Origin of the sequence: Paenibacillus sp. FSL R5-0744 (assembly GCF_037972555.1) — a bacterium.
GTDB lineage: Bacteria > Bacillota > Bacilli > Paenibacillales > Paenibacillaceae > Paenibacillus_AQ.
In genome coordinates this window covers 3,886,713-3,902,277 of record NZ_CP150228.1, presented here as the reverse complement: position 1 = coordinate 3,902,277, position 15,565 = coordinate 3,886,713, and the positions used below count along the sequence as shown (strand labels likewise).

The 15,565-nt window shown below is 42.7% G+C and carries 13 protein-coding genes and 1 pseudogene; 10 read left to right on the top strand and 4 right to left on the bottom strand.

Annotated features, from left to right (window positions below; genetic code table 11):
* Window positions 1–176: 176 nt before the first annotated feature.
* Together MKY19_RS17120 and MKY19_RS17115 are read right to left on the bottom strand one after the other, a co-directional pair.
* Window positions 177–641, bottom strand: a pseudogene (locus MKY19_RS17120) (hypothetical protein); the annotation flags it as partial.
* 21 nt (window positions 642–662) lie between these two features.
* On the bottom strand, window positions 663–845 hold the full coding sequence (locus MKY19_RS17115; protein ID WP_339265195.1) for a hypothetical protein: 183 nt from the start codon (window positions 843–845) through the stop codon (window positions 663–665).
* A 296-nt stretch (window positions 846–1,141) separates the two neighbouring features.
* Between MKY19_RS17115 and MKY19_RS17110 the strand changes: the two genes are divergently transcribed.
* Complete coding sequence (locus tag MKY19_RS17110) at window positions 1,142–1,504, top strand: DUF1304 domain-containing protein (RefSeq protein WP_339796284.1); 363 nt, start codon at window positions 1,142–1,144, stop codon at window positions 1,502–1,504.
* A 272-nt stretch (window positions 1,505–1,776) separates the two neighbouring features.
* Here the strand turns inward: MKY19_RS17110 and MKY19_RS17105 are convergent, their stop codons facing one another.
* Entirely contained in the window at window positions 1,777–2,664 is an 888-nt protein-coding gene (locus MKY19_RS17105) for a fructose bisphosphate aldolase (protein ID WP_339265193.1), read from the bottom strand.
* Window positions 2,665–3,436: 772 nt separating this feature from the next.
* On the opposite strand from MKY19_RS17105, the gene zwf reads away from it, so the two are divergent.
* From zwf to MKY19_RS17090, 3 genes are all read left to right on the top strand, one after another.
* Window positions 3,437–4,972: a glucose-6-phosphate dehydrogenase gene (zwf, locus tag MKY19_RS17100; RefSeq protein WP_339796281.1), complete on the top strand. Its 1,536-nt coding sequence runs from the start codon at window positions 3,437–3,439 to the stop codon at window positions 4,970–4,972.
* A 72-nt stretch (window positions 4,973–5,044) separates the two neighbouring features.
* The gene (gene gnd / locus MKY19_RS17095) at window positions 5,045–5,938 is read left to right on the top strand and encodes a phosphogluconate dehydrogenase (NAD(+)-dependent, decarboxylating) (protein ID WP_042188983.1); all 894 of its coding nucleotides are present in this window, start codon (window positions 5,045–5,047) and stop codon (window positions 5,936–5,938) included.
* Window positions 5,939–6,104: 166 nt separating this feature from the next.
* On the top strand, window positions 6,105–6,749 hold the full coding sequence (locus MKY19_RS17090) for a phospholipid methyltransferase (RefSeq protein WP_231573286.1): 645 nt from the start codon (window positions 6,105–6,107) through the stop codon (window positions 6,747–6,749).
* 86 nt (window positions 6,750–6,835) lie between these two features.
* Here the strand turns inward: MKY19_RS17090 and MKY19_RS17085 are convergent, their stop codons facing one another.
* Entirely contained in the window at window positions 6,836–7,591 is a 756-nt protein-coding gene (locus MKY19_RS17085; RefSeq protein WP_042194054.1) for a DeoR/GlpR family DNA-binding transcription regulator, read from the bottom strand.
* 318 nt (window positions 7,592–7,909) lie between these two features.
* Here MKY19_RS17085 and MKY19_RS17080 point away from each other — a divergent pair, with 318 nt between their 5' ends.
* The 6 genes from MKY19_RS17080 to MKY19_RS17055 all read left to right on the top strand — a co-directional run bounded on the left by MKY19_RS17080 (window position 7,910) and on the right by MKY19_RS17055 (window position 15,553).
* Window positions 7,910–9,061 carry an iron-containing alcohol dehydrogenase gene (locus MKY19_RS17080; protein WP_339265185.1) on the top strand — a complete coding sequence of 384 codons (1,152 nt, stop codon included), beginning with the start codon at window positions 7,910–7,912 and terminating at the stop codon, window positions 9,059–9,061.
* Between the two features lie 27 nt (window positions 9,062–9,088).
* Window positions 9,089–10,555 (top strand): rhamnulokinase, encoded by a 1,467-nt coding sequence (gene rhaB / locus MKY19_RS17075; protein ID WP_339796276.1) that lies wholly within the window; start codon window positions 9,089–9,091, stop codon window positions 10,553–10,555.
* Between the two features lie 38 nt (window positions 10,556–10,593).
* Window positions 10,594–11,850, top strand: a complete 1,257-nt coding sequence (rhaA, locus tag MKY19_RS17070) for an L-rhamnose isomerase (RefSeq protein WP_339265181.1) — start codon at window positions 10,594–10,596, stop codon at window positions 11,848–11,850.
* Between the two features lie 49 nt (window positions 11,851–11,899).
* Window positions 11,900–12,745 (top strand): rhamnulose-1-phosphate aldolase, encoded by an 846-nt coding sequence (gene rhaD, locus MKY19_RS17065; protein WP_339265179.1) that lies wholly within the window; start codon window positions 11,900–11,902, stop codon window positions 12,743–12,745.
* A gap of 166 nt (window positions 12,746–12,911) precedes the next feature.
* Window positions 12,912–14,006, top strand: a complete 1,095-nt coding sequence (locus MKY19_RS17060) for an NADH:flavin oxidoreductase (RefSeq protein ID WP_042188971.1) — start codon at window positions 12,912–12,914, stop codon at window positions 14,004–14,006.
* A 107-nt stretch (window positions 14,007–14,113) separates the two neighbouring features.
* Window positions 14,114–15,553, top strand: coding sequence for an SWIM zinc finger family protein (locus tag MKY19_RS17055; RefSeq protein WP_339265177.1), 1,440 nt, complete (start codon window positions 14,114–14,116; stop codon window positions 15,551–15,553).
* Window positions 15,554–15,565: the final 12 nt, after the last annotated feature.

Below are 15,565 nucleotides of genomic sequence, written 5' to 3'. Positions count from 1 at the left end.
AAAGTGCAGTATTTATCAGTTAATTAGGTGTTGGTTAAGGATATTGCTGCAAATATACAGGAATATGACTCTAAATTAACCTTGGTTATCTTAAAATTAGTGAAAAACTATATTTATGCAGGAAAACTCCTCCGTGGATGAATAAAGGACTTAAAAGATGTAAAATTGCAGGATTTCTACAAGCGGTTCATCGCGTTGGGCTGGAGTTCATACTTTACAACATATTTCCCTTCTGGTCCGGTTACAGGTGAGAGCACCCCTTTGGTGCAGAGGGAATGCAGCATTCGAACGGCTGATCGATGATTGATATTTAAATGAATCTCTACATCAATTGGGCGTAATGGGCGAGCAAGCGTATAGGCAAGTCGGATGATTTCCCGTTCCGCCACACTCTCCAGACTAACTGGAGAAGATTCTGACTGATATCGGCTAAGCAGCATTCGCAACAGTGTCATGCAAATCTCGGGACGACTAGCGACGTCGTCGTATGCAAATGAAATAACTTGAAATCCCATTGCAGATAAGAAGGTTTCTCTGTTCAATTCATTACAGTATTTATTTCTATCCATATCTCGAACATGTGGACCAAACCCTTTGATTTCGATGACTAGCTTCACATACCGAGTGATGTATGCAAAGTCACAGAAATAGGATTGACCCCGCTAATCGAGCACTTCGAATTCTGGATGTAGATCGTCAAAATTCAATCGAAGAGACCACCAAACGTTACGGCAAAATAGCTTCTCCGCTTCCCGATGTCCACGTTCCAAGCGAACTTTGCGTTCCCCTGATCTTTTTTGTAAATGGTATTGAATAAATGAAGCATGCGCCGTTTCGAAGTTCATCTTTAATCATTCCCCCTTAATCAACAAAAGAACGTCCCGATCCATTCAAAAAGGAATGAATCGGGACGTTCTTCGTCTCGTACATTTAATTATAGTTAAGATTCTATTAGTGAACCAAACGAATAGGACTATAAAAACTTAATAAATCAGTAGCTTGATTTCCGCATTCTTTTGTTGATTACTAAGAAGGGGATTTGAGCGGCTTTAATATGAAAATGATGATGGAATGTACAACTTTTAATCAATATGTGATACAATTAAATTGTACACAAATTAAAATAAGAGGAGTTAATCAAATGATCATAGCAGGTAATATCATGGTCGGTCTCGTTGCGTTAATACATATTTATATTGTCTATCTGGAAATGTTCGCTTGGTCAAAGCCCAAAGGGCTTCGAGTTTTTGGAATGACGCAGGAAGTTGCGGATGCTTCTAAAACTCTAGCAGCGAATCAAGGGTTGTATAATGGATTTTTAGCTGCTGGTTTAATTTGGGGACTGGTTCATCCAAATGTGAATATCGGCCACCAAGTTGAAATCTTTTTCCTCTGCACTGTTATAGTGGCGGCGATTTATGGTGCACTAACAGTGAAAAAATCTATTTTGTTTATGCAAGGTCTTCCAGCTTTCATCGCTTTAATACTAGTAGTTTCGACTTAAGATGACCTAAAAGTTAGTGAATGTAGGGCTTTACCTCGGGTGTAGGCGTGGTGAGCCCTTTTTTTGCGTGAGATAAAATAATGTAATCAGTAATTAGGCGGTTCATTTTATTTTCCTGTGACTTAAGCAGAAGCGGCAACTAACTGTTTGCGAGCAATACCCTTAAAAAAAGTTAATCCAAATTAAAAAAAAGGGCTGTTTCCCGGCAGGTAATAACCTGTCAGGGAAACAGCCCTTTTTATGTCTTACGTCTTCACGAGGGGAAGAGCTGCTTATTGAATAGAGGCAGCATAAATCGCTTCTACGGATTTGGAGAGGAGTGCGTTAAACTCTTCGTCTGACTGCCCTGAACTTAATCCTTGAGATAAAGCACGTGAGAAGCTGGCGATTAATCCTTGATTATGGGCGAGTTTATCGTTGGCCTCAGCTTGAGTGTAACCGCCGGACAAAGCGACAATTCTTAAAACATGAGGATCGTCCATTAACTCGCGGTAGAAGTTATTCTCCGTGGGTATGGAGAGCTTAAGCATGACCTTTACGTCTTGGCCCAGCTTAGACAATTGAGCTGAAAGTTCTTCTTTTAACAGCTTTTCCGACGCTGTTTTATCAGCAGAATGGATATCAACCTCAGGCTCGATAATCGGAACCAGTCCCGCTTCTAAAATTTGCTTGCCGACTTCAAACTGCTGTTCAACCACTTTTTTGATGCCGGAAGGATTGGCTTCTTTAATCACCGAGCGCATTTTCGTTCCAAAGATATTCCGTTCGTTGGCCCGCTTCAGAAGATCATTTAAGCCGGGAATTGGCTTCATGAGCTGTACCCCGTTTTCTGGCTCGGCAAGTCCTTTATCTATTTTCAGAAATGGGACAATGCCTTTTTCCTCCCACAGATAATCAGCAGTATATTTTCCGTCGATGAGACGGTCCATTGTGTTCTCAAATAAGATTGCACCCAGTATATACTTCGAATCAAATGCAGGGCTCTTGATAATGCGCGTTCGCATCTCGTGAACCATTGCATACATTTGATCTTCATTGGAGTAGCTGTCCTCTTTAATGCCATATTGCAGCAGCGCTTTAGGTGTACTTCCACCACTCTGGTCCAAGGCAGCTATAAATCCCTGTCCCGTCCGAATTCGATCCCATTGCTTCATATTCATGAAAAAATCTCCTTCCTTTCGTAAACTGAATGGAAATTCATGCGTTCTTTAATTATAACACTTAAAATACAGGCCTTAAACAAGAGGCAGGGTGAACAAGGAGGTAACCGTCCAACATGAGTTGGTAGCAACCAAAGAATTAAGGACTTCTGAGTCCGATTCAACCAAGGAGATCAGCGCGAGTTGACGTAAAGGACTGTATTGCAGCTATTGGATATAGTCGGCGGATTTTTGAGAGAAATCGGACTGTATAGCTCTTATCATTTCTCCGAAGCGTACTCTGATAATCTTCCTCGAAGATGACCTTTTTTATGCTTAAAAATCTAAGTTGAGATTAAAAGCAAGATCGATTTGTAATATTTTATGAACGTAGTCCTTTTCAAAATGATCAATTACTTGAAGTTAGTTTGAAGATACGAGCGAGCACGAGTAAAGGTGGCGACTGGAAATTTTATTCTTGTTACAAAGTGGCTGGTGTGATGATTTTCTAATCGGAGGGGGTGGATCGAAATTGGCTAAAGCCGCACTGGGATTGAGATTTTTCTTTAATCAACGTGAATATCCGAGTAATTTAATGCGAATGATCCAATACTATTTTCTTTGTGACATTAATCATAATTACCAATTCATAGCTTTGTGAAAATAATAACTTTTCGTAAATGTCGAAATGAGGTTGACGTATGAAAATATCAGTCGTATGATTGATTCTACTGAGTATGTTAGTAATTAAAAGTAAGTATATAAATAATATATAACAACAGGAGGAATGAAAGTGGAATCATCAACATTTGTGCTATTCGGCGCTACAGGAGATTTGGCAAAACGTAAAATCTATCCTGCACTATATAACCTCTTTTTAGATGGTCAAATTTCAGGTCCTCTTTCTGTGATTGGATTAGGAAGAAGAGAAGTTTCGAACGAAGCCTTCCGTAAGCAAGTACTGCAATCCTTACAGACTTTTTCTAGACAACCAGCCGTTGACTCACCGCAATTGCAGGTGTTCTTGGAGGCTTTTGAATATAGCGTACTAGACGTAGGGAATACCGAAGATTACTCCAAGCTGTTGGAGCATGTTAAACGTCGCGAGCAGTTGTTCAATATTCCGGAGAATCGGATGTTCTATTTGTCTGTGGGTCCTGAGTTCTTCAAGGAAATCGCAGCTAATATTCACTCAAGTGGTCTGGGTTCCACGAAAGGCTGGAAGCGTCTGATTATTGAGAAGCCTTTTGGCACAGATTTGAAATCAGCAAGAGAGCTGAATGATAGCTTGAATGCCGTATTTACTGAAGAAGAAATCTTCCGGATTGACCACTTCCTAGGTAAACCGATGGTGCAGAATTTGGAAGTTCTGAAGTATTCTAATCCAGTGCTAAGAGCGCTGTGGAAAAATAGATATATCGCGAATGTTCAAATTACAGCGAGTGAGACTGTAGGCGTTGAAGAACGGGCAGGCTATTACGATAAAGCTGGCGCACTTCGTGATATGTTCCAGAACCATATGCTGCAGTTGATGATGATGATGGCGATGCAGCTTCCTAAAGGCAGTACACCTGAAGAAATCCGTGGGAAGAAAATATACGTCATGGAGCATCTCATTCCAATTAGCAAAGATGAGGTTAATAAACATGTTGTCCGTGGACAATATACAGAAGGTGAAATCAAAGGGAACCCTGTTGCAGGTTATTTGAATGAGCCAGGAATTAACCAATCCTCGCAAAATGAGACGTTTATCGCAGCGCGTTTATTTATAGATGATCCGCTCTGGAATGATGTACCTTTCTATGTTCGTACAGGTAAGAGAATGAAGGAGAAATCCACACGTATTGTCATTGAGTTTAAAGAACCGTTTAATGATAGTAATAACTTGAACAAAGGAAATGACGTACCGAATTTACTGATTATCGAGATTGGACCGAATGAAGCTATAACGCTACAACTTAACACGAAAGATCAGCTGCAAAAAGGAAAGCTTGAGCCTGTCCGCGCTACTTATGAAGCGGGTACCTCAGATGTTCCAGAAGCCTACGAGAATCTAATCTTCGATGCACTTCGTGGAGATGCTACCTTCTTCGCTCACTGGAGAGAAGTAGAACTGTCATGGCAGTGGGTTACACCTATCCAGGAAGCGATGGAAGAGGGGCTTATGCCACTTCACACTTATGCTTCAGGTTCATATGGTCCAGATGCGGCTATGGAGCTATTGGGTGAAGATCGCTGGTGGTTCGATGAGGCAGATCAGGAGACAGAAGTTCTCTCTGCTCAGGCAGAAGTTGCAGCAACAGAGGAATCTATACGGCCAGGGGCGTAAGCCCCTGCCTGTTTTTTTTACCAATTTTGGAGAAATTACATCATAAGAATCTATATATCGGAGGGGAATTACATGAAAGTAGGATTAGTTGGATTAGGAAAAATGGGCTTCAATTTGGGCCAGAATTTGCTGGATCATGGACATGAGGTTGTTGCATTTGATTTGAATGCACCTGCTGTAGAGGAAATGAAAGCTAAAGGTGCCAGTGGAGCAGTAACGCTCCCTGAGTTGGTACAACAATTGGAAACGCCTAGAATCATTTGGATTATGGTTCCACATCAGGTTGTGGACTCTGTCATTGCTGAGATCACACCTTTGTTATCAAAAGGAGATATCGTTATTGAAGCGGGCAATTCACATTATAAGGAATCCATTCGCCGATATGAGCAATTGAAGGAACATGGAATCAGCTTTATGGACGCAGGTACATCCGGAGGGATGGAAGGAGCGCGTAACGGCGCTTGTTACATGGTTGGTGGAGATCCTGAAGCTTGGGAGGTTGTTGAGCCCATCTTCCGTGATACAGCTGTGGAAAGCGGCTTTTTATATGCCGGCAAAGCTGGTAGTGGCCATTTTCTAAAAATGGTGCATAACGGTATCGAATACGGCATGATGGCTGCCATCGGTGAAGGCTTTGAGGTGCTCGAAAAGAGTGAGTTTGATTATAACTTTGAGGAAGTCGCTCGGGTGTGGAACCATGGTTCTGTCATCCGTTCTTGGCTGATGGAACTGGTTGAACGTGCGTTCTCGAAAGATGCTAAATTGGATGAGATCAAAGGGATTATGCACTCCTCCGGAGAAGGCAGATGGACGCTCGAAACTGCATTTGATCTGCAAGCTGCAACACCAGTGATCGCGATGGCGTTATTAATGCGCTACCGTTCACTAGAGACCGATACCTTCACGGGTAAAGTAGTGGCTGCACTTCGGAATGAATTTGGTGGACATGCCGTTGAAACAAAGTAATTAATGTTAATCATTAGCCCGAATTTCCTCGCAATTCGTTCTGCGGTGAAATTTGGGCTTTTGTTTTGCAAAAATTAATAAATGGAGAGAATAGATCGAGTACGACTTTAATCTTTTCAACATATTTTAGAGTTAGATGGGGAAATTACGATAAGGGGGAGTTGACATGCGAAGCGGAATTCGAGAAAGACTTCATTTTCTGTATAAATTTCTGCATGCGCCCCGACAACTAGGAAGCGTTACTCCCAGTTCGCGCTGGCTGGCAAAAACGATGCTCGACATCATTCCGTGGCAACAAATGCATAATATAGCTGAGCTGGGTGCTGGTACTGGAGCCATCACAAGATTTATTCCAAGCGGGGAAGAGACCGGGATGAATGTGCTCCTGTTTGAGACGGATCCTGATTTTCGTCATCAACTAAGACTTAAATTCCCTGACCGTATTTTTTTTAACGATTGCCTGCGGCTAAGGCTTGCGCTTCATAATAGAAGGTTGGAGAAGTTAGATTGCATTGTAAGCAGTTTGTCTTTTAGGAATTTCTCAGCCTCAGATCGGACGCTTTACATTGAGCAAATCATATCTTCTTTAAAAGAGGGCGGCTGGTTCATCACTTTTGAATATTTTCCTCAAATGAAGAAGGAATTAATGCAGCATTTTGATATTGTGAGCGTTAAATGGGTGCTGTTAAATTTCCCGCCAGCGCTTGTTTATATTTGTAGGAAGAAGGCTTCTACACAAGTAAAGCAATCAGATCATATTCATTCTTCCATAGATGTAATATCAATTTCTCAGGTTTCTACGGAAAGATAAGGATGAAAAATACAACAAATGCCGTCACCTATACTTACTGGGGAACGGCATTTTTTTAAATTAGGCTCAGTATGTTATTACCACTGTTAATAGAGAACCTCAATATTGTCCTCGTTCAGACGTTTTAGCCAAGCTTCAGATGGCTTACGGTCAGTGATCAAGAAATCAATATGGCCAAGCTCAACCAGCTTTGTAAAAGCAGTTTTATCGAATTTGGTGTGATCCGCCAGGAGTATGACCTTATTGGCTTGTCGTAGCATGTACTTCTTGAGCTCACACTCCGGTTCGTTGGAATCTGTGATGCCTCGTTCCATATCCATTCCTTTGCAACTGATTACCGCTGTATCCACATTGTATCTTTGAATGGTGTCATGGGCTACCGGTCCCACCAGCGACAACGATCGGTAACGAAGTGAACCGCCAGTAGAGATGATATCCATCCCTGAATTCGAGAACTCATGCAAAATATTAATAGAATTTGTGATGATGGTTAGATTGTTTTTGTTTCCCAGCAATTTTAGAAACTCAAAGGCTGTAGAGCTTGGATCTACCATTAATGTATCTCCATCATTGATTAAATCGAGCGCCTTCAAGGCGATTCCCCGTTTAATATCTGTATTCAAGGCATTACGTGTAACAAAAGGCAGATCCTCATTCGTATGGCGATTCAGCATAGCACCGCCATAGGTACGACTAAGGATGCCATCCTTCTCTAGCTTTTCCAAATCTCTGCGTATCGTCTCTTCAGTGACCTCAAACATTTTACTTAGATCGGAGACTAGAACTCGTTTATCTTGATGGACGAGATCTATTATTTTTTTGCGTCTTTCGGCTGCAAGCATAGGAATCACCTTTCCAAAGCTATATTTTACAATCATAGCGCTTAATATCTGTGTTTTGCAATAAAAACAACTTAAAAACCTCTGTACTTTCCAATAATATTCACAAAACAGATATAAAACAAACAAAAACAACATTAATAATATTTAAAATGTTGACAACAAAGATTTAGGAGCATACGATGAAGAAGGAAATAATTCCCTTGAGATTAATCTAGTTAGTGTGATGTAAGGCCGGCCTAGCTGCTATTCAGAGGCCAGCCTGAGGCGCAGCAGACGGAATACAACGATTATTGAACTCATTAGGAGGCTGGTCAAGCAATGAGCACGCATGTGTATTATGTTCCATCGATCAATATTATGGGCAAGGGATGCTTACAGGAGATTGGTCCTTACATTCAAGAACTTAGTTTGAAGAAGGCACTTGTAGTTACAGACAAATTTCTTATGAAGAGCGGTATTGCTGGTAAATTGTTGGCGGTATTGGACGATGCGGGAATTGAATATGCCATTTATGATGAAGTGAAGCCCAATCCGACCTGTAAAAATGTCCACGATGGCGTAGATTATCTCAAAGCGCAGAATTGTGATTCTCTGATTTCCATCGGTGGTGGGTCGCCTCAGGATACTGCTAAAGCCATTGGTATCATTGCTACGAATGGCGGACATATCAAAGAATATGAGGGCGTACACAAGTCGAGGCATAAATCGCTACCGATCGTTGCTGTGAATACCACCGCAGGCACTTCAGCTGAAGTCACCATTAACTATGTAATCACAGACGAAGAACGTAAAGTGAAGATGGTGATGGTGGATAAGAACAGCATTGCTACCATCTCGGTTAACGATCCAGAGCTTATGGTAGATAAACCATCTGCGCTTACGGCAGCAACAGGAATGGATGCTTTGACCCATGCGATTGAGGCACTGGTGACGCCTGGAGCTTATCCGGTAACTGATGCTACCGCGCTTGCAGCTGTGGAGCTTATTTTCGCAAACTTGACTCGTACTGTTAAGGATGGCCATGATATTGAGGCTCGTGAGCAAATGGTGTATGCGATTTTCCTAGGCGGACTTGCTTTCAATAATGCAGGGCTTGGTTATGTGCACGCGATGGCGCATCAGCTTGGCGGTGTATATGATCTGCCACATGGCGTATGTAACGCAATGCTACTCCCATATGTGGAAGAACAGAATGCCAAATATGTGCCTGAGAAATTCAGGGCTATTGCTAAAGCGATGGGGTTAAACGTTGAGAGTCAAACTGATAAGGAATGCGCGGACTTCGTAATTGAGTCGATCAAGGCGTTGTCTAAAGAAGTAGGCATTCCATCTAAACTATCCGAACTTGGAGTAGATGAGGTCGATCTTGATCTTTTAGCAGAGAACTCCATGAAGGACGCTTGTGCACCGGGTAACCCTTTTATTCCAACGAAGGAAGAAGTCATTACTCTTTTCAAAAAAATACTATAAATCATCCCTTACTTTAGGAGATTCTTTATGAATAATCATATCGCCGTTGATATTGGTGCCTCTAGTGGGCGGTTAGTACGCGGAATATTGCGAGAGGGCGTCCTCATTTTAGAGGAGCTTCATCGGTTTAGCAATCGTTTTATAGCACAAGAGGATTCTTGTTTTTGGGACATAGATTATTTATTCGATCAGATCATTATAGGGCTTCAGAAAGCCAAGGCTCAAGGAATTACAGAGTGTACGCTGGGTATAGATACATGGGCTGTAGATTATGTACTCGTGGATGCGGAAGGGCATCGTATCCAGGAAGTTTACGCTTATCGTGATCGTAGAACTGATAAGGCTATGGATGAGGTAGCTAAGCATATTTCTCCTCTAACTATATATGAAAAGACTGGTATTCAACAGTTGTCATTTAATACGTTGTATCAGCTTTATGTTCACAGTGAAGAAGAAATAGCCCAAGCGGATCAAATCTTACTCGTACCTGATTATCTGTATTACAGATTAACAGGTCGCAAGATCAATGAGGTTACTAACGCATCTTCAACTCAGCTATTGAATCTAGAGAGTCGAGATTTCGACAATGACCTGTTGGATTTTCTGAATATTAAAAGAGATCAATTCGCTACATTGACTGAACCTGGAGTAATTATTGGCCCCCTCGATGAAGCACTAATTCAGGTATATGATCTTCCAGATTGCCAACTGATCTGTGTAGCCACACATGATACAGCTTCTGCAGTGCTGGGTGCTCCTCTTCAAAGAGACTCCGCGTATATCAGCAGTGGAACATGGTCATTGCTCGGCGTTGAACGAACTCAGCCACTCAATTCTATGATGGCCATGAAGGCCAATTACACCAATGAATGGGGCGCATATGGAACCTATAGATTCCTCAAAAATGTTATGGGCCTTTGGCTCATCCAAGAGGTTCGCAGGCTAATGGACGATCGTTATAGCTTTGCGGAACTAGCAGAGCTTGCACATGGAGAAGAAGGCTTCCGGAGCCTGATCTCCTGTAATGATCCGAGATTTCTCAATCCTTCATATATGATAGAAGAGATTCGCAGTGCCTGCGCAGAGAGCGGGCAGCCTGTTCCTGAGACGCCAGGTCAGTTGGCTCGCTGTATTTTTGACAGCTTGGCATTATCGTACCTTACTTACTTGGAAGAACTAGAAGAACTAATAGAAAGCCGAATCGAGGTTCTGCAGATTGTGGGTGGAGGTGCTAACAACAGCCTGTTATGCCAACTGACTGCTGATGTTATAGGCAGAGAAGTTAAGGCTGGCCCAACGGAATCCACAGCACTTGGTAATATAGTGGTGCAGATGATTAGCACGGGAAGTATAACTGATATTAATGAAGCGAGAGATATTATCGCTGAATCATTTGAGATAAAGGCCTATACACCGCGCCCGACCGCTCATCTTGAAGACATTCTAATTCGCTGGAAAGAGCTTCAGTTGTCCAAAATACAACATCAAATCTAATTAAACTTACGCTATATGATTTTAGGAGGAACTACAGCATGGATCAGAGTATTATCACTAGCTATAATGAAGCCAAAAAATTATACGCAGCCCATGGGATTGATGTGGAGAAAGTGCTGGAGCGGCTCGCGCAAATTAAGATTTCCATCCATTGCTGGCAGGGCGATGATGTACAAGGGTTTCTTTTTAAAGATAAAGAACTAAGCGGGGGAATAGCAGTAACAGGAAGTTATCCCGGTCGAGCTGGCACGCCAGATCAATTGCGCCAAGATTTAGAAAAGGCACTATCCCTCATTCCAGGCAAGCATAAAGTAAATTTACATGCGATCTATGCAGATACAGATGAAAAAGTTGATTTAGATGAATTGGAGCCACGCCATTTCCAATCTTGGGTAGACTGGGCGAAGGAGCAGGGGCTGGGTCTTGATTTTAATCCTACTTGCTTCTCACATCCTAAAGCTACAGACGGTTTTACGCTAAGTCACTCGGACGATGAGATTCGTAACTTCTGGATTAAGCATTGTAAGGCTTCTCGGACGATTGCCGAGCATTTTGGTAAAGAACTGGGTCAACCGTGCGTGACTAACTTTTGGGTACCAGACGGATATAAAGATACACCAGTCGATCGTTTAGGTCCAAGAGTGCGGTTAAAGGAGTCACTGGATGAGATTTTTAGTGTGGAAATAAATCCTCTTTATAATATTGATGCTGTAGAAAGTAAATTGTTCGGAATCGGTTCTGAGAGTTATGTGGTTGGTTCACATGAGTTCTATATGGGCTATGGTTTAACTCGCGGCAAAGCCATCTGTTTGGATGCCGGACATTTCCATCCTACTGAGATGATCTCAAATAAGCTATCTTCGATTCTTATGTTTAGTGAGCAGCTGCTGCTGCATGTAAGCAGACCCGTCCGTTGGGACAGTGACCACGTTGTAACTATGGATGACGAGCTGCTAGAAATCGCCCGTGAATTGGTACGTGGGGATTTACTCTCCCGAACGAATGTCGGACTTGATTTCTTTGATGGCAGTATTAATCATATCGCTGCTTGGGTGATTGGTACACGTAATACCATTAAGGCGTTACTTCGCGCAATGCTCGAACCGGTGGAAGAATTGAAGCGAATCGAGCGGCTTGGTGATTACACTTCACGACTAGCGTTGGTGGAAGAATTCAAATCGTATCCGTTTGGAGCCGTGTGGGATTACTATTGTGCTTCGCAAGATACACCCGTTCGGGAGCAATGGCTGGCTGAAGTGAAGCGTTATGAGCAGGAAGTTCTGTCTGCAAGATAGAGTGTTAGAGTGGATGTGGAGAGCAACATATACAAAGGAGAGATTGACAATGAGTACATCTGTTTTAGAATCCAAAGGGTATATTGCCAGTAGTGAGGCTCCATTTATTCAGGAAATGTCTGAGATTACCCGTCATATGTGGGAGCTTGGCTGGGATGAGCTGAATGGCGGTAATGTCAGCTATCTGCTGGATGAGAATGAGGTTGCTAAATATATTAACGTTCTAGAACCACTACGCACCATTAAACTTACCTTCCCTGTAAAAGAATTAGCCGGCAAATACTTCATCGTGACAGGCTCTGGCAAGTATTTTAGAAATGTGATCAAAGACCCGGAAGCCAATCTCGGTGTGCTTCGTGTAAGTGCGAATGGTGAAAGCGTGGAAGTGTTATGGGGATTACGGAACGGCGCTGTACCTACTAGTGAATTGGCTTCCCATTTCATGAGCCATATTGAGCGACTGAAGGTGGACCCTACGCACCGTATCGTACTGCATACACATGCTACGAATGTTATCGCGATGACCTTCACGCATGATCTGGATGAATTGAAGTTTACGAAGACGCTTTGGGAAATGTGCACAGAGTGCCTTGTTGTTTTCCCGGATGGTGTTAGTGTCATTCCATGGATTGTTCCTGGCAGCAGTGAAATCGGCCGTGAAACCGCAAAGAAAATGAAGGATCACCGCCTAGTGATCTGGCCGCAGCACGGGATTTTCGGCACTGGCTCCACTATGGATGCCACCTTTGGTCTAGTAGAGACTGTAGAAAAGGCTGCTACGATCTACAACCTGATTGGTGGAAGAGAAATTAAGCAAAAGATCAAAGATCAGCAACTGTGGGATTTAGCTAAGGCGTTCGGAGTAACTCCAAAAGCTGGTATTCTTGAGGTTTAGGAAGTTCGTACTGGGATGAAAACCGGGCGTTCGCAGATTTTGCGAGGTCCGGTTTTTTTTATGATTTTTTCTTACACAAAGAACTTAAAAATTTGCATTTTCCATCTTCTGGGGAGATAATTAGCCTTACTTAAAGTAATCAAATAATCAATTGGAGGTAATATGTATGAACACTGAGCTATTATTTTCACCTATTCAAGTGGGGAATCTTTCGCTGTCAAACCGAATCGTCATGGCGCCGATGACTCGGGTATACTCACCGGATGGTGTACCAGGAAGTAATGTTGCCGCATATTACCGTAGACGGGCAGAAGGTGGAGTAGGATTGATCGTTACCGAGGGTACAGCTATTAATCATCCTTCGGCAGTCAGCCACGCCAATATTCCCAATATACATGAAGAAGCAGCTTTAGAGGGCTGGAAGCAGGTAGTAGAAGAAGTTCACGCAGCTGGAGGTAAGATCATCCCCCAATTATGGCATGTGGGTATGGCGCGAACTATAGGGGAAGGCCCTAATGTTGAAGCCCTTCCTATTGGCCCTTCTGGTCTAAATTTAGCAGGAGAACCTGTGACAGAGCCACTTACTACAGCTGAAGTTGAAAGCTTAGTTTCAGCATTTGCTCAAGCAGCAGCGAACGCGAAAAAAGTAGGTTTTGATGGTATCGAGATTCATGGTGCACATGGTTATCTGATAGACCAGTTCTTCTGGGAAGGAACGAACAAACGTACCGATCGTTACGGTGGCGATTTGGTTGGTAGAACTACATTTGCAGTAGAGGTTATTGAAGCTTGCCGTAAAGCGGTTGGGCCAGATTTTCCGATCGTGCTACGCTTCTCTCAATGGAAATTGGGTGCCTATGATGAGAAGCTGGCAAAAAATGCAGATGAGCTCGAAAGATTCCTTACTCCACTTAGCGATGCTGGCGTTGATATTTTCCACTGCTCCACTCGTCGCTTCAGCCAACCTGAATTTGAGGGATCTGAGCTTAATCTCGCAGGGTGGACCAAGAAAATCACGGGGAAACCATCAATTACGGTGGGTTCTATCGGTCTTCACAGTGATTTTTTTGCAGAAGACTCAGCTCAGAAGACAGAAGATAACATTAATGAATTACTAGAAAGAATGGACCGTGAGGAATTTGATTTGGTTGCTGTGGGTAGAGCATTAATAAGCGATCCGGCTTGGCCTGCCAAAGTTCAAAGTGGAGCAATAGACGAGATCATTCCATTCACGGCTGAATCGACAAAAACTCTATACTAAAGGGAAAGAACAGCGGGTTATGGACAGCTCTGTTTTTAGAATAATTTTCATTAAGGGCTAATATTATCATAGATATTAAAAAGCGTAATAGGTAAGGAGGATATGGGTTGATAGATATCACAGAAGTCTTCATAGATACTCTAGCACCGAACAGTGCAGCAATTAAGAACGGGCAAGGACTAGTTAAGAAGAGACGATTCGTCCAATTGAATCAGTCGGAAGACGGCGTGGTTCTGTTTGGTGAATGTGGTGGTAGCGGTAGCAGCAACTATTATCCTTCTGCTGATTTTGTTGTTTCTGACAAACCGGTGATGCGTTGTACTTGTCCAAGTAGGCAGATTCCTTGCAAGCATGTCCTCGGATTGCTATATGCCTATGTAGGCAAGGAGACTTTCGTATCTGCAACGATACCTGAAGATCTTGCTGTTAAACGAGAAAAGACGAGTAAGCGTGAAGAACGAAAATCGGAGCTTGCTGCGGAAGGGGCTAATGTTAAGCCCAAGAAAGTGAACAAGTCCGCACTTAAGAAAAAGATTGGAGCTCAACTGGAGGGCTTGGCTGTACTGGAGAAATTGACCCAATCGCTTATACGTGCAGGACTTGGAACAATAGACGCCAAAGGTGTAAAGGATATTCAGGTGCACGTGAAGATGATGGGCAATTATTATTTAACTGGTGCACAAATTGAATTAAGACGATTAGCTTTATTGCTCTCTTCTTCTGACAATCGTGAGAAAACTTATTCATTAGCAATAGAGCAGCTAACCCGAATTCATGCGTTCATTAAGAGAGGGCGCGCTCATCTAACAATGAAGCTGGAAGATCCGGATATGTCTTTGAATCATGAATCTACGATTGAAGAATGGCTTGGTCATGCTTGGCAGCTAACGGAGCTTAAGGAATGCGGTCTGATGAGTTCGGATGTAGAGCTGATCCAGCTTTCATTCCTCAGCTATGATGATGAAGCCAGACAGGAATATGTAGACCTCGGCTACTGGATAGAAAAATCTACAGGTGATATACATCGTACGCTCCAATATCGTCCTTATAAAGCAGCTAAATATATTCATGAAGAAGATAGCTTCACTGATGTTGCACTTATTCCTTCCTTCTATCGTTATCCTGGTGACCGGAACCGGAGAGTTCGTTTCGAGAATATGTCAACACGGCCTCTGACTAATCAGGATGTAGAGTGGATCGTTTCTAAGGCAGTTCATTCTTATTCCGACTGCTTCAAGCAGATAAAAAATCAGTTGAAGAATCCGCTAGCGGACAAGAATCCTGTGTTGCTGCTGCATGTGAATAAGATTAGCAAATCGCAGCAAGATCAGTTCGTCATTACGGACGAATCGGGCCAGCATTTGGTGTTAGACCAAATAGTAGCACTCGAGCAGGATACACTTGCACTGTTACAATACTTTACACTCGAAGAATTATCGGATACTACGATGCTGCTTATGTTTGAACATCAACTCGATACAGGACGATTGAAAGCACAACCGTTAACCCTTATCAAAGGGATGGAGATGATCCGTCTCTTATATTAAAAAAATTAAGAA

Coding starts and splice junctions, on each gene's coding strand:
- MKY19_RS17115 (WP_339265195.1), bottom strand. CDS start 845: ATGAACTTCGAAACGGCGCATGCTTCATTTATTCAATACCATTTACAA.
- MKY19_RS17110 (WP_339796284.1), top strand. CDS start 1,142: ATGATCATAGCAGGTAATATCATGGTCGGTCTCGTTGCGTTAATACAT.
- MKY19_RS17105 (WP_339265193.1), bottom strand. CDS start 2,664: ATGAATATGAAGCAATGGGATCGAATTCGGACGGGACAGGGATTTATA.
- gnd (WP_042188983.1), top strand. CDS start 5,045: ATGAAAGTAGGATTAGTTGGATTAGGAAAAATGGGCTTCAATTTGGGC.
- MKY19_RS17090 (WP_231573286.1), top strand. CDS start 6,105: ATGCGAAGCGGAATTCGAGAAAGACTTCATTTTCTGTATAAATTTCTG.
- MKY19_RS17085 (WP_042194054.1), bottom strand. CDS start 7,591: ATGCTTGCAGCCGAAAGACGCAAAAAAATAATAGATCTCGTCCATCAA.
- MKY19_RS17080 (WP_339265185.1), top strand. CDS start 7,910: ATGAGCACGCATGTGTATTATGTTCCATCGATCAATATTATGGGCAAG.
- rhaB (WP_339796276.1), top strand. CDS start 9,089: ATGAATAATCATATCGCCGTTGATATTGGTGCCTCTAGTGGGCGGTTA.
- rhaA (WP_339265181.1), top strand. CDS start 10,594: ATGGATCAGAGTATTATCACTAGCTATAATGAAGCCAAAAAATTATAC.
- rhaD (WP_339265179.1), top strand. CDS start 11,900: ATGAGTACATCTGTTTTAGAATCCAAAGGGTATATTGCCAGTAGTGAG.
- MKY19_RS17060 (WP_042188971.1), top strand. CDS start 12,912: ATGAACACTGAGCTATTATTTTCACCTATTCAAGTGGGGAATCTTTCG.